This window comes from Pseudomonas sp. G3-39 (assembly GCF_054790485.1).
This window is the reverse complement of the sequence record NZ_CP186497.1, coordinates 5,867,206-5,881,542: the sequence shown is the minus strand read 5'-3', so window position 1 is coordinate 5,881,542 and position 14,337 is coordinate 5,867,206. Positions and strand designations below refer to the sequence as shown.

At 61.0% G+C, this 14,337-nt stretch carries 13 protein-coding genes; 11 read left to right on the top strand and 2 right to left on the bottom strand.

What is annotated here, in order from left to right; genetic code table 11:
• Positions 1–98 precede the first annotated feature (98 nt).
• From ACOYXG_RS26630 to ACOYXG_RS26610, 5 genes are all read left to right on the top strand, one after another.
• Complete coding sequence (locus ACOYXG_RS26630; RefSeq protein ID WP_095137742.1) at positions 99–1,007, top strand: LysR substrate-binding domain-containing protein; 909 nt, start codon at positions 99–101, stop codon at positions 1,005–1,007.
• Between the two features lie 333 nt (positions 1,008–1,340).
• Positions 1,341–1,832 carry a 5-(carboxyamino)imidazole ribonucleotide mutase gene (gene purE, locus ACOYXG_RS26625; protein WP_003229641.1) on the top strand — a complete coding sequence of 164 codons (492 nt, stop codon included), beginning with the start codon at positions 1,341–1,343 and terminating at the stop codon, positions 1,830–1,832.
• A 10-nt stretch (positions 1,833–1,842) separates the two neighbouring features.
• Positions 1,843–2,925 carry a 5-(carboxyamino)imidazole ribonucleotide synthase gene (locus tag ACOYXG_RS26620; protein WP_201236259.1) on the top strand — a complete coding sequence of 361 codons (1,083 nt, stop codon included), beginning with the start codon at positions 1,843–1,845 and terminating at the stop codon, positions 2,923–2,925.
• 116 nt (positions 2,926–3,041) lie between these two features.
• The gene (locus ACOYXG_RS26615; protein WP_003229635.1) at positions 3,042–3,287 is read left to right on the top strand and encodes a GlsB/YeaQ/YmgE family stress response membrane protein; all 246 of its coding nucleotides are present in this window, start codon (positions 3,042–3,044) and stop codon (positions 3,285–3,287) included.
• A gap of 102 nt (positions 3,288–3,389) precedes the next feature.
• Positions 3,390–3,926, top strand: a complete 537-nt coding sequence (locus ACOYXG_RS26610; RefSeq protein WP_027610367.1) for a DUF3299 domain-containing protein — start codon at positions 3,390–3,392, stop codon at positions 3,924–3,926.
• A gap of 151 nt (positions 3,927–4,077) precedes the next feature.
• Here ACOYXG_RS26610 and ACOYXG_RS26605 read toward each other — a convergent pair whose 3' ends face one another.
• Positions 4,078–4,977: a D-hexose-6-phosphate mutarotase gene (locus tag ACOYXG_RS26605; protein ID WP_460354921.1), complete on the bottom strand. Its 900-nt coding sequence runs from the start codon at positions 4,975–4,977 to the stop codon at positions 4,078–4,080.
• A gap of 58 nt (positions 4,978–5,035) precedes the next feature.
• Positions 5,036–5,440 (bottom strand): acyl-CoA thioesterase, encoded by a 405-nt coding sequence (locus tag ACOYXG_RS26600; protein WP_003229628.1) that lies wholly within the window; start codon positions 5,438–5,440, stop codon positions 5,036–5,038.
• 377 nt (positions 5,441–5,817) lie between these two features.
• Here ACOYXG_RS26600 and ACOYXG_RS26595 point away from each other — a divergent pair, with 377 nt between their 5' ends.
• The 6 genes from ACOYXG_RS26595 (at position 5,818) to phoU (ending at position 14,305) form a co-directional block, all read left to right on the top strand.
• On the top strand, positions 5,818–7,116 hold the full coding sequence (locus ACOYXG_RS26595; RefSeq protein WP_183783283.1) for an MFS transporter: 1,299 nt from the start codon (positions 5,818–5,820) through the stop codon (positions 7,114–7,116).
• 232 nt (positions 7,117–7,348) lie between these two features.
• Positions 7,349–8,350 carry a phosphate ABC transporter substrate-binding protein PstS gene (locus ACOYXG_RS26590; RefSeq protein ID WP_011336616.1) on the top strand — a complete coding sequence of 334 codons (1,002 nt, stop codon included), beginning with the start codon at positions 7,349–7,351 and terminating at the stop codon, positions 8,348–8,350.
• Positions 8,351–8,775: 425 nt separating this feature from the next.
• Positions 8,776–10,809, top strand: coding sequence for an ABC transporter permease subunit (locus ACOYXG_RS26585; RefSeq protein WP_460358557.1), 2,034 nt, complete (start codon positions 8,776–8,778; stop codon positions 10,807–10,809).
• 15 nt (positions 10,810–10,824) lie between these two features.
• A complete protein-coding gene (gene pstA / locus ACOYXG_RS26580) occupies positions 10,825–12,495 on the top strand; it encodes a phosphate ABC transporter permease PstA (RefSeq protein ID WP_007962288.1) in 1,671 nt (556 codons plus the stop codon).
• A gap of 144 nt (positions 12,496–12,639) precedes the next feature.
• On the top strand, positions 12,640–13,473 hold the full coding sequence (pstB, locus tag ACOYXG_RS26575; RefSeq protein ID WP_150370033.1) for a phosphate ABC transporter ATP-binding protein PstB: 834 nt from the start codon (positions 12,640–12,642) through the stop codon (positions 13,471–13,473).
• A gap of 70 nt (positions 13,474–13,543) precedes the next feature.
• Positions 13,544–14,305 carry a phosphate signaling complex protein PhoU gene (gene phoU / locus ACOYXG_RS26570; protein ID WP_003229617.1) on the top strand — a complete coding sequence of 254 codons (762 nt, stop codon included), beginning with the start codon at positions 13,544–13,546 and terminating at the stop codon, positions 14,303–14,305.
• The last annotated feature ends 32 nt before the right edge of the window (positions 14,306–14,337 follow it).

Sequence of the window (14,337 nt, the reverse complement as noted above, 5' to 3'; positions counted from 1 at the left end):
GTTAAACACTGGCCTATGCACATTCGGCATAATGCCCGTGTGACGCCGCGTGTGCGGCAGACGTGTGACCTGTTTTGGTGCGTGTCCGGGAGGGCGTGATGAATCTGGAAAGCAAATGGCTCGAGGACTTCAGTGCCCTGGCCGCCACTCGCAGCTTCTCGCAGGCGGCCGAACGGCGCTTCGTGACCCAGCCTGCATTCAGTCGGCGGATCCGCAGCCTGGAGGCGGCGCTTGGGCTGACGCTGGTCAACCGCTCGCGCACGCCGATCGAGCTGACGGCAGCGGGACAGCTGTTTCTGGTGACCGCGCGCACCGTGGTCGAACAGCTCGGCGAAGTGCTGCGCCACCTGCATCACCTGGAAGGCGGGCAGGGCGAAGTGATGCAAGTCGCCGCCGCCCACTCTTTGGCGCTGGGCTTCTTCCCGCGCTGGATTGCGCAACTGCGCAACGAAGGGCTGAACATCGCCACGCGATTGGTGGCAACCAACGTCGGCGACGCGGTGCATGCATTGCGCGAAGGCGGCTGCGACCTGATGCTGGCGTTCTACGACCCGGACGCGGCGATGCAGATGGACCCGGAAATCTTCCCGTCGCTGCACCTGGGCCAGACCGAAATGCTGCCGGTGTGCGCGGCGGATGCCGAGGGCAAGCCGCTGTTCGATCTGGAGGGCGACGCCAGTGTGCCGCTGCTGGCGTACAGCGCCGGGGCGTTTCTCGGGCGTTCGGTGAATGGATTATTGCGCCAGCGTCAGCTGCGCTTTACCACTATTTACGAAACCGCGATGGCTGACAGCTTGAAGAGCATGGCGCTGGAAGGCCTGGGGATTGCCTGGGTACCGCAACTGAGCGTACGTGCCGAGCTGGCTCGTGGCGAGCTCGTCGTCTGCGGTGGCCCGCAATGGCACGTGCCGCTGGAGATTCGTCTGTATCGCTGCGCATTGGTGCGTAAAGCCAACGTGCGGCTGTTGTGGCGCAAGCTTGAAGGCGGCGCCGCACAAAATTCCTGACCCATCGCGGATCCAATTGTGGGAGCGGGCTTGCTCGCGAATACGGTGTGTCAGTCGAGATTCATGTATCTGACCTGACGCCTTCGCGAGCAAGCCCGCTCCCACAGGGGGGATTTGCGGTGTTCTGTCGCTGACCTTCAAGTCAATAAAACCGGGCCTTTCGCTGATTTGACGGATGGTCGTTTCGGGGGCTGTTTATTGCTTTCTTTGCGGTATACTGCGCGGCCTTCGGCCGGTACGTCCGGCCATTTTTCGTACAATCAAGCCACGCAATCCTGCGTGGCTTGTTGTTTTTGACGCGCCTGCGGGCGCCCAGAGAGAAGAGGCGCGACGATGAGTGCACTGGTTGGCGTGATCATGGGCTCCAAGTCCGATTGGTCCACCCTTAGCCACACCGCCGATATGCTGGAAAAGCTCGGCATCCCGTACGAGGTCAAGGTGGTTTCTGCTCACCGCACCCCGGATCTGCTGTTCCAGTACGCCGAAGAGGCTGAGGGCCGCGGCATCGAGGTGATCATCGCCGGTGCCGGTGGCGCAGCCCACTTGCCAGGCATGTGTGCGGCCAAGACCCACCTGCCTGTACTGGGCGTTCCGGTGCAGTCGTCGATGCTCTCGGGTGTCGATTCGCTGCTGTCGATCGTGCAGATGCCGGCGGGCATTCCGGTTGCCACCCTGGCCATCGGCAAGGCCGGCGCGATCAACGCCGCGCTGCTCTCGGCGAGCATCCTTGGTGCCAAGCATCCACAGTTCCACGCGGTACTGAAAACCTTCCGTGCCGAGCAGACAGACAGCGTCCTGGACAATCCAGACCCACGTATTGCCTGAGGTTGTTGAGATGAAGATCGGTGTAATCGGTGGCGGCCAGTTGGGCCGCATGTTGGCGCTGGCGGGTACTCCGCTGGGCATGAACTTCGCTTTCCTCGACCCGGCGCCGGACGCTTGCGCCGCAGCACTGGGCGAACACCTGCGGGCCGATTACGGCGATCAGGATCACCTGCGCCAACTGGCGGATGAAGTCGACCTGGTGACGTTCGAGTTTGAAAGCGTCCCGGCTGAAACCGTGGCGTTCCTCTCCCAATTCGTCCCGGTCTATCCGAGCGCCGAAGCCCTGCGCATCGCTCGCGACCGCTGGTTCGAGAAGAGCATGTTCAAGGACCTGGGCATCCCGACCCCGGCCTTCGCCGACATTCAATCGCAAGCCGACCTGGACGCCGCCGTGGCTGCCATCGGTCTGCCGGCCGTGCTGAAAACCCGCACCCTGGGTTACGACGGCAAGGGTCAGAAAGTCCTGCGCAAGCCGGAAGACGTGGTCGGTACGTTCGCCGAGCTGGGCAGCGTGGCCTGCCTGCTGGAAGGCTTCGTGCCGTTCACCGGCGAAGTTTCGCTGATTGCCGTGCGTGCCCGTGATGGTGAAACCAAGTTCTATCCGCTGGTACACAACACCCACGACAGCGGCATCCTCAAGCTGTCGGTGGCCAGCACCGATCATCCGCTGCAGGCGTTGGCTGAAGATTACTCCAGCCGTGTGCTCAAGCAGCTGGATTATGTCGGTGTGATGGCGTTCGAGTTCTTTGAAGTCGACGGTGGCCTCAAGGCCAACGAAATCGCCCCGCGCGTGCACAACTCCGGGCACTGGACCACCGAAGGCGCCGAGTGCAGCCAGTTCGAAAACCACCTGCGTGCCGTGGCCGGCCTGCCGCTGGGTTCGACCGCCAAGGTCGGCGAGAGCGCGATGCTCAACTTCATCGGCGTGGTTCCGCCGGTTGAGAAAGTGATCGCCATCGAAGATTGCCATCTGCACCACTACGGCAAAGCCTTCAAGGCCGGGCGCAAGGTCGGTCACGCCAACCTGCGCTGCGCCGACATGGCCACGCTGCAAGCACAGATCGTCAAGGTCGAAGCGCTTATCGCCGAGTAACCACAGTTTCATCTGGCAACGGCGGAACCTTCGGGAGCCGCCGTTCTCTCATGGCAGGATGCCAAAGTCTGACTAGGCTTTGGCATATCTACCATTCAGAGTCAGAGGGAAATGCCATGGGAATTATCGGAACCATCTTTATCGGCTTGATCGTCGGCCTGCTGGCACGCTTCCTCAAACCGGGCGATGACAGCATGGGCTGGATCATGACCATCCTGCTCGGTATCGGCGGTTCGCTGGCGGCCACTTACGGCGGCCAGGCCCTGGGTATCTATCAGGCAGGTCAGGGCGCAGGCTTCATCGGTGCACTGGTCGGCGCGATCGTGCTGCTGGTGATCTACGGCCTGATCAAAAAGAACTGATCCAAGCGACCAAGTCCTCTCTGCCAACGTGGCAGGGGGGGCTAGAATGCTCGGCGATTCAACGTCCTTCCTTTATCCGAGCATCTTTTACCGAGCACCTCCATGCGCCGTCTTCTGTTGACTCTTCTTTTGCTGGGCAGCGGTCTGGCCCACGCCGGCGAACTGCCGGAAACCGACTGGCTGGAACTGATGCCCAAGTCGGACCAGAAAGCCCTCGAGGCCATGCCCGAAATCGACCACAACTCCCCGGAAGCCACCGGCACCTTCACCGAGAAGGGCGGGATGAAACAGGCTAAAGGCCTGCCGGCGGTGATGTATTCGACCAAGACCGTGGCGTCGATGAACGACAAGCACATCCGCATCGGTGGCTACCCAGTGCCGCTGGAATCCGACGCCAAGGGCCGCAGCACGCTGTTCTTCCTCGTGCCGTATCCGGGCGCCTGCATCCACGTGCCGCCGCCACCACCGAATCAACTGGTGCTGGTGCGTTATCCCAAAGGTTTGAAGCTGGATGACATCTACACGCCGCTGTGGGTGACCGGCACGCTGAAGATCGAGAAGGTCAGCAATGACCTGGCCGATGCGGCGTATGCGCTGGAAGCTGACAAAGTGCGGGTGGTGCAGGAGTCTGATCTCTAACATCTGAACAATTGTAGCGAGGGGATTTGTCCCCGATGGGTTGCGAAGCGACCCCCGCTTTGAATCAAGGGCAGGGGCCTGCTCCGCAGGCCATCGGGGATAAATCCCCTCACCACAAAGGCTTTCACCCACATTGATATTGCGGTGTTGGTTAGAGCGGTTTGCTGCCGATGCTGACGCCCATCGTATGGCTCGCACCCGACGCCAGGTTCACCACATCATCCATCACATTCGCCGTCTCGATGCACAGCATGCGCTGCCAGCCATCGTTGTCCATGTCGGTCAGCGCTGCCGCGCGGTCGATCCACGGGTTCCAGATCACGGCGGTGCGTGAGCCAGTGGCGGTCAGCACGATGCGTCGTTCCCAGGTCGGGTCGACGATGCTCAACTGCGGCGGGGCGTCGAGGTAGATGCGATCGGTTTCGCCGGCAAAATAAAGGTCACCCTTCTGGGCGTTGGTCTTCCAGTTGTCCAAGGTCTCGATGTAATCCAGACCGTCCACACCGTCGACCTGCACGTTGCGAACATCGCTGACCGCGAAATAAGTGTGCAGCGCCTGGCTGATGCTGACGGTTTCGACACCCCGATTGTGGCTGGTCAGGCTGATGTGCAACTGATCACTCAGATGCAGGGTCAGGGTCAGATCGACCTGATGCGGCCAGCCCGGCAGGCCACCTTCGGGGTAGGGCAGCCTGAATTCAACCTTGACGCCGTCAGCCTCTGATTCGATGCCGCCCAGCTCCCAATCCATCGCCCGTACCAGACCGTGCGCGGGTGCTGGTTGCTCACCGGTGTACATGGCCTGCACGCTCTGCGGGTTGCGTTCGAACTTGCCGAACCATGGCCAGCACACCGGTACACCGGCACGGATGCTCTTGCCGGTCTTGAACACGGCCTTGTCGTTGAGCCAGATGATCGGCGGCTGGCCGTCGATCTGGTAACTGAGGATGTGCGCGCCTTGCTGGGCCACCAGCACTTCGGCCTGACCGTGGCGGATGCGCCAGCAGTTCAGTTCATCCAGTTTCACCGCTTCAACGTTGGGCGTGTTCATGGGGCAACTCTCGATCAGACACTTGGGACGACTATCGACCGCAAAACCGCGGCGATGTTTAACGCGCGCGCGGCGGCACCGAGCGGGTGCGACCGCTGCCGTCGATGGCGACGAAGACGAACACCGCCTCGGTCACTTTACGCCACTCGCTGGACAGCGGATCGTCGCTCCACACTTCGACCATCATCTGGATCGAGCTGCGGCCGATTTCCAGGGTCTGGGTATAAAAGGACAATTGCGCGCCCACCGCGACCGGCACCAGGAAGGCCATGCGGTCGATGGCGACAGTGGCTACGCGACCACCGGCCACGCGGCTGGCCATTGCGGTACCCGCCAGATCCATCTGCGCCACCAGCCAGCCGCCGAAAATATCGCCAAAGCCGTTGGTTTCGCGCGGGAGTGCGGTAATTTGCAAGGCCAGGTCGCCTTGCGGGATCGGATCTTCTTGTTCGAGCTCTATCATGCCGGGGGTGCCTCTGACCCGTGACTCTTCGTTGGTATTGCTGGTGGTAGCCGTCTTCAGGAAAAACGATTCAGCACCGAACATACTGCGTTCGTCACGTTTTCCATAGGCGCCTAAAGGGGAAACTCTGCGAAACCGGCTGATCCCGTTCAAAGGCCGGGCCAACGACGTTTTCGCACAGCAACCCCCTACAAACCGGAGCAAGGTTGCGAGTATATCGGTCGGTAGACTCCGCGACGACCATCGGGTTCTGATTTTGACCGGCAAATACGCGCCTCTATGTGCTTTTTCGAACAATTTGCTATGGTGCCGAACCTGCCCAAGCCACAGCCAGCGTTGTTGTGGCGGTAGATCCGCCTATAAGAGAAGCCCTTGCCATGACCACAGCGCCTTCGAGCCTCGCGCAGCCCGAGCAACCTGCACGCCCCCTGACCCGCAATGACTACAAGACTCTGTCGCTATCGGCCCTGGGCGGTGCGCTGGAGTTTTACGATTTCATCATCTTCGTGTTCTTCGCCACCGTGGTCGGCAAGCTGTTCTTCCCGGCCGACATGCCCGAGTGGCTGCGCCTGATGCAGACCTTCGGCATTTTCGCCGCCGGTTACCTTGCGCGGCCGCTGGGCGGCATCGTCATGGCGCACTTCGGCGACCTGCTGGGGCGCAAGAAGATGTTCACCCTGAGCATTTTCATGATGGCCGTGCCGACCCTGATCATGGGCCTGCTGCCGACCTACGCGCAGATCGGTATGTGGGCGCCGATCCTGCTGTTACTGATGCGAGTGATTCAGGGCGCGGCGATTGGCGGGGAAGTGCCGGGAGCGTGGGTCTTCGTTTCCGAACACGTGCCGCAAAAGCACATCGGCTACGCCTGCGGGACGCTGACCAGCGGTTTGACCGCCGGCATCTTGCTTGGCTCGCTGGTCGCCACGGCAATCAACAGCATTTATACACCGGGGGAAGTCGCGGATTACGCCTGGCGGATCCCGTTCCTGCTCGGCGGCGTATTCGGCCTGTTCTCGGTCTATCTGCGCCGCTGGCTGCACGAAACTCCGGTGTTCGCCGAGCTGCAACTGCGCAAGGCGCTGGCCGAAGAAGTACCGCTGCGTGCGGTGCTGCGTGACCATCGCGGGGCGATTGCGGTCTCGATGCTGCTGACCTGGCTGCTGTCCGCCGGGATTGTCGTGGTGATCCTGATGACCCCGACCGTGCTGCAGACGGTCTATCACTTCTCAGCGACAGTGGCGCTGCAATCCAACAGCCTGGCGATCGTGTTCCTCAGCGTCGGTTGCATCATCTCCGGTGCCCTGGCCGACCGCTTCGGCGCCGGCCGGGTGTTTGTCTTCGGTTGCCTGGGCTTGCTGATCAGCTCCTGGACCTTCTATCACAGCCTCGCCGATCACCCGAACTGGCTGTTCCCGCTGTATGCGTTGACCGGTCTGCTGGTCGGCACCATCGGTGCGGTGCCATACGTGATGGTCAAGGCATTCCCGCCGGTGGTGCGCTTCAGCGGATTGTCGTTCTCGTACAACGTGGCGTACGCGATCTTCGGTGGCCTGACGCCGATGGTGGTCAGCCTGCTGCTTAAAGAGAGTGCGATGGGCCCGGCCTACTATGTGGCGGTGCTGTGCGCGATGGGGATTCTGGTGGGGGCGTGGCTCTGGAAAAAGGGGCGCTGATCCGGAATTTCCTCCAGCAGTACCGGCTCTTTCGCGAGCAGGCTCGCTCCCACATTGGAATGCATTTCAACTGTGGGAGCGAGCCTGCTCGCGAATGAGGGCGACTCGAATCATTCAGTAAAACCCGGATGCTGGCCTTTCATCCAATTGTCATATTTCAGCCATAGAGTGTTCACACGGCCTGCTGATACTTGGCCCCGACTTAACACACCCTATCTGCTAGGAGTAAGGCATGAAACTGAAGCGTTTGATGGCGGCAATGACTTTTGTCGCTGCTGGCGTTGCGACTGCCAACGCGGTTGCCGCTGTTGACCCTGCTATCCCGAGCTACACCAAGACCACTGGTGTGTCGGGCAACCTGTCCAGCGTCGGTTCCGATACCCTGGCTAACCTCATGACCCTGTGGGCTGAGAACTACAAGAAAGAATACCCGAACGTAAACATTCAGATTCAGGCCGCTGGCTCCGCCACCGCGCCACCTGCGCTGACTGAAGGCACCTCCAACCTCGGCCCGATGAGCCGCAAGATGAAGGACACCGAACTGGCGGCCTTCGAACAGAAATACGGCTACAAGCCAACCGCTATCCCGGTGGCCGTGGACGCCCTGGCGGTGTTCGTGCACAAGGACAACCCGATCCAGCACCTGACCATGGAACAGGTTGACGCGATCTTCTCGTCCACCCGTCTGTGCGGCGCCAAAGCCGACGTGAAAACCTGGGGCGACCTGGGCGTGACCGGCGACCTGGCCAACAAGCCAGTGCAACTGTTCGGTCGTAACTCGGTATCCGGCACTTACGGCTACTTCAAGGAAGAAGCCCTGTGCAAAGGCGACTACAAGCCTAACGTCAACGAGCAACCAGGTTCGGCGTCGGTCGTGCAGTCGATCAGCTCCTCGCTGAACGGCATCGGTTACTCGGGCATCGGCTACAAGACTGCCAGCGTGAAGACCGTTGCTCTGTCGAAGAAAGGCAGCACTGACTTCATCGAAGACACCGAAGAAAACGCCCTGAACGGCAAGTACCCTCTGTCGCGCTTCCTCTACGTTTACGTGAACAAGGCCCCGAACAAGCCTCTGGCCCCGCTGGAAGCCGAGTTCGTGAAACTGGTTCTGTCCAAACAGGGCCAGGAAGTTGTGGTGAAAGACGGCTACATCCCACTGCCGGCCAAGGTTGCTGCAAAAGCACTGGCTGACCTGGGTCTGCAGGAAGGCGGCGCTGAAGTCGCAAAAAAGTAACAAACTGAGTCCGAGGTGAACCCCACCGGACTCAGGTAAAAGGCCGGCTCTGCCCGCAGACCGGCCTTTTACACACCTCAAATTTTCGATCCTCTGCCAGTCCCGCTGGCGGTGGATTTGCTGCGTCACTGCACTGTCATCTTTCTGTCATACAGGATCGCTAGGGTGAGCGCATGAATGATCTGGCCAATTCCCCAATGACTACGACTTCCCCTCCCAAGCGCATTGATTTCAATACGCCTGAGCTGCAACGCAAGCGCCGCATTCGCGCGCTCAAGGATCGCTTCACCCGTTGGTACGTCCTCGTTGGCGGTCTGGCGGTGCTGGCAGCCATCACCCTGATCTTCTTCTTCCTCGCCTACGTCGTTGCACCGTTGTTCCAGGGTGCCAGCCTGACCGCGAAAGAGGCCATTACCCCAGCCTGGATGCAGGACGCCGGCAAGCCGCTGATGATTTCGCTCGAAGAGCAGAATCAGGTGGCGATGCGCGTTTCCGACAAGGGCCAGGCGCTGTTCTTCGACATCGACAGTGGCGCTGAATTGAAGCGCGTCGATCTGCCGGTGCCTGCCGGCGCCAGCGTAACTTCCATTGGCGAAGATCAGCCAGGTCATCCGCTGGTGGCGGTGGGCCTGTCCAACGGCCAGGCGCTGGTGTTCCGTCACACCTATAAGGTCAGCTACCCCGATGGCAAGAAAACCATCACTCCAGCCATCGAGTTTCCTTACGGCAATACACCGATCGCGGTGAACGAGAGCGGCGGTGCGCTGGAGCACGTCAGCCTCAACGCCACCGATTCGACGCTGATGCTGGTCGGCTCGACCGGTTCGCAACTCAATGTGCTGGCGCTGACCAGCGAAGAAAACATGATGACCGGTGAAGTCACCAACGAGCAGAAGCGTATCGAGCTGCCGCAGATGACTGAACCGGTGAAAAACATCTTCGTCGACCCGCGCCAGCAATGGCTGTACGTGGTCAACGGGCGTGCCCAGGCCGACGTGTTCAGCCTGCGCGACAAGAGCCTCAACGGTCGCTACAAACTGCTGGAAAACGCTGACGCCGAAGTCACCGCGAGCACGCAACTGGTGGGCGGCATCTCGCTGATCATCGGTGATTCCAAGGGTGGTCTGGCCCAGTGGTTCATGGCTCGCGATACCGATGGCGAGCTGCGCCTGAAGCAGATCCGCACCTTCCAGATGGGCACCACGCCGATTGTTGAAATTACCGCCGAAGAGCGTCGCAAGGGCTTCGTGGCCCTCGATGCCAGCGGCAAGCTCGGCGTGTTCCACAGCACCGCGCACCGCACCCTGCTGGTCGAGCCGGTGGCCGAAGGCCAGGGCCTGTTCGGTCTGTCGCCGCGCGCCAACCGGGTGATCGTCGAGGCCGGCGGCAAGCTGCAACCGCTGCTGCTCGACAACCCGCACCCGGAAGTGTCGTGGAGCGCGTTGTGGAGCAAGGTCTGGTACGAGAACTACGACGAGCCTAAATACGTCTGGCAATCGACGGCGGCGAACACCGATTTCGAACCGAAACTGAGCCTGTCGCCACTGACCTTCGGCACCCTGAAAGCCGCGTTCTACGCCATGCTGCTGGCCGCACCACTGGCGGTTGCCGCAGCGATCTACACCGCGTACTTCATGGCCCCGGGCATGCGCCGCAAGGTCAAACCGGTGATCGAACTAATGGAAGCGATGCCGACAGTGATCCTCGGGTTCTTCGCCGGTCTGTTCCTCGCGCCGTATGTAGAAGGGCATCTGCCGGGCATCTTCAGCCTGTTGATGCTGTTGCCGATCGGCATTCTGGTCGCCGGCTTCACCTTCAGTCGTCTGCCTGAGTCGATCCGCCTGAAGGTCCCGGACGGCTGGGAAAGTGCGCTGCTGATTCCGGTGATCCTGTTTGTCGGTTGGCTGTCGCTATACATGAGTCCGTACATGGAGAACTGGTTCTTCGGCGGTGACATGCGCATGTGGATCTCCCACGACCTGGGCATCACCTACGACCAGCGCAACGCTCTGGTAGTCGGTCTGGCGATGGGTTTTGCGGTGATCCCGAACATCTACTCGATTGCCGAAGATGCCGTGTTCAGTGTGCCGCGCGGCCTGACCCTCGGTTCCCTGGCGCTCGGTGCCACGCCGTGGCAGACCATGACCCGCGTGGTGATCCTCACCGCCAGCCCGGGCATCTTCTCCGCACTGATGATCGGCATGGGCCGTGCGGTCGGCGAAACCATGATCGTGCTGATGGCCACGGGTAATACCCCGGTCATGGAAATGAACCTGTTCGAAGGCCTGCGCACCCTGGCCGCCAACGTCGCGGTGGAAATGCCCGAGTCGGAAGTCGGCGGCAGCCACTACCGCGTGCTGTTCCTCTCGGCGCTGGTGCTGCTGTTGTTCACCTTCGTCATGAACACCCTGGCAGAACTGATTCGTCAGCGTCTGCGCAAGAAATACTCGTCGCTTTAAGAAAGGTAGAAGTCTGTGAAACAGAACTCCCTGAATGGATGGTTCAAGAGCGGCGCCCCGGGCGTCTGGATCAGCGGTGGCGCGGTGTCCATCGCGGTCATCATGACCATTGGCCTGCTGGCGGTGATTGCCGTGCGCGGTCTGGGTCACTTCTGGCCGGCGGACCTGATCCACGCCAGTTACGACGTACCGGGCCAGGCCAATCATCTGGTCATCGGCGAAGTGGTACAGAAAGAAGAAGTGCCGCGTGCCCGCCTGAAAAGCGCCGGCCTGCCGGTGCCTGATCAGGGCCCGGAATTCATGACCCGCGAGCTGATCAAGGTCGGCAACCGTGACCTGAACGGCAACGACTTCACCTGGGTGGTCGGCGAGTGGCTGACCAAGCAGACCACGCCGCCGGAACTGATGGCGATCGAGCGTCGCGAGTGGGGCAACTTCTACGGCTACCTGGTCAACGTCAAACAGGACGGCAAGGTGATCGCCGAAGGCGAAGCGGCCTGGCCTGAGCTGCAAGCGCGGATCAACCGGGTGAACGGCCTTGCTGCACAACTCAAATCGCTGGAAAAGACCGACATCGGTGCGATCAACGCAGGGCTCGAGCGCATCCGTCTGCACGGGCGCAAACTGGAACTCGACGGCAAGCTCGACGCCACCGCGCAAGCGGACATGGACGCCGAGCGTGCCGAGCTGAACGCGCGTTATCAGGACATCGAAGCGCGTCTGAGCGATCTGCATGCGCAGTTCAACCGCGACGCGTTGACTGCCCGCGATGCCAACGGCAAAGAGATCGAAATCAGCCTGGGCAAAGTGGTTCACGCCTATCAGCCGAATGCCATGGGCACGATGACCAAGATCGGTTTCTACTTCAGCAAGGTCTGGGAATTCCTTTCCGACGACCCGCGTGAAGCGAACACCGAAGGCGGGATCTTCCCGGCGATTTTCGGCACGGTGATGATGACTTTGATCATGGCGATGATCGTCACCCCGTTCGGCGTGCTGGCGGCGGTCTACCTGCGTGAGTACGCCAAGCAGAACGCCCTGACCCGGATCATCCGCATCGCCGTGAACAACCTCGCCGGCGTTCCGGCGATCGTCTACGGCGTGTTCGGTCTGGGCTTCTTCGTTTACGTGCTGGGTGGTTCGGTCGACCGATTGTTCTTCCCCGAAGCACTGCCGGCGCCGACGTTCGGTACTCCGGGTCTGCTCTGGGCCTCGCTGACCCTGGCGCTGCTGGCGGTGCCGGTGGTGATCGTGGCGACCGAGGAAGGTCTGGCGCGTATCCCGCGCACCGTCCGTGAAGGCTCGCTGGCGCTGGGCGCGACCAAGGCGGAAACGCTGTGGAAGATCGTCCTGCCAATGGCCAGCCCGGCCATGATGACCGGGATGATCCTCGCCGTGGCCCGCGCCGCCGGTGAAGTGGCGCCGCTGATGCTGGTGGGTGTGGTGAAACTGGCGCCGTCGCTGCCGGTGGACGGCAACTACCCGTACCTGCACCTGGACCAGAAGATCATGCACTTGGGCTTCCACATCTACGACGTCGGCTTCCAGAGCCCGAACGTCGAAGCGGCGCGGCCACTGGTGTACGCCACGGCGCTGCTGCTGGTGCTGGTGATCGCCACGTTGAACCTGTCGGCGGTGTGGATCCGTAACCACCTGCGCGAAAAATACAAAGCTTTGGACAGCTGATTTTGCAGCACTGATTTCTATGTGGGAGCGAGCCTGCTCGCGAAGGCATCACCGCGGTTTCATAGACAAACCGCAGCGCCTGAATCGCCAGCAGGCTGGCTCCCACAAAAACCGAACCGAATTTGTTAGCACAGGGAGCCTCCCATGCAGCACGAAACACATACCCACGGCATCAACATGTCGGCCCTGGGTCGCGACAAGCAGAGCCTGAGACTTGAGCAGGAAACCGTGGCCATCGAAGTCCCGGGCCTGAGCCTGTTCTACGGCGAGAAGCAGGCGCTGTTCGACGTCAGCATGAACATTCCGAAACAGCGCGTGACCGCGTTCATCGGCCCGTCCGGCTGCGGTAAGTCCACGCTGCTGCGCACCTTCAACCGCATGAACGATCTGGTTGACGGTTGCCGTGTCGAAGGTGCGATCAACCTGTACGGCAACAACATCTACCGCAAAGGTGAAGACGTTGCCGAGCTGCGTCGCCGCGTCGGCATGGTGTTCCAGAAGCCCAACCCGTTCCCCAAGACCATCTACGAAAACGTGGTCTACGGGCTGCGCATCCAGGGCATCAACAAGAAGCGCATTCTCGACGAAGCGGTCGAGTGGGCATTGAAAGGCGCGGCACTGTGGGACGAAGTCAAAGACCGTCTGCACGACTCGGCACTCGGCCTGTCCGGTGGTCAGCAGCAGCGTCTGGTGATCGCGCGCACCATCGCCGTTGAACCGGAAGTGTTGCTGCTCGACGAACCGTGCTCGGCCCTCGATCCGATCTCGACCCTGAAAGTCGAAGAGCTGATCTACGAGCTGAAGTCCAAGTTCACCATCGTCATCGTGACCCACAACATGCAGCAGGCCGCGCGGGTTTCCGACTACACGGCGTTCATGTACATGGGCAAACTGGTGGAATTCGGCGACACCGATACCCTGTTCACCAATCCGGCGAAGAAACAGACCGAAGACTACATCACCGGTCGTTATGGCTGACAGTTGCGGTTATTCACAGAATTGACGCTGCGGCCCACCGCACCTTACCGGACGCTCCAAGGACGCCACCATGATTAGTAAAGAAGGCCTTACCCACCACATCTCCGCGCAGTTCAACGCCGAGCTTGAGGAAGTGCGCAGCCACCTCCTGGCCATGGGCGGGCTGGTCGAGAAGCAGGTCAACGACGCGGTCACCGCGCTGATCGAGGCCGACTCGGGTCTGGCTCAGCAGGTGCGCGAGATTGACGACCAGATCAACCAGATGGAACGTAACATCGACGAAGAATGCCTGCGCATTCTCGCCCGTCGTCAGCCGGCGGCATCCGACTTGCGTTTGATCATCAGCATTTCCAAGTCAGTGATCGATCTGGAGCGCATCGGCGACGAAGCGACCAAGATCGCCCGCCGTGCCATTCAGCTGTGCGAAGAAGGCGAAGCGCCGCGTGGTTACGTCGAGGTCCGTCACATCGGCGATCAGGTGCGCAACATGGTTCGCGATGCGCTGGACGCGTTTGCCCGCTTCGATGCCGATCTGGCCTTGTCGGTGGCGCAATACGACAAGGTCATCGACCGCGAATACAAGACCGCCCTGCGCGAGCTGGCGACCTACATGATGGAAGACCCGCGCTCTATCTCGCGGGTTCTGAGCATCATCTGGGTGCTGCGTTCGCTGGAACGCATCGGCGATCATGCGCGCAACATCTCGGAACTGGTGATCTACCTGGTGCGCGGCACCGATGTGCGCCACCTGGGCCTCAAACGCATGAAAGAAGAAGTTGAAGGTACAAGCGGCGAAACCGCTAATGTTCCGGGCAATGCTGACGATAAGTAAGATTGCCTGAGAAAAGCGCCCGGCCCTTTGGC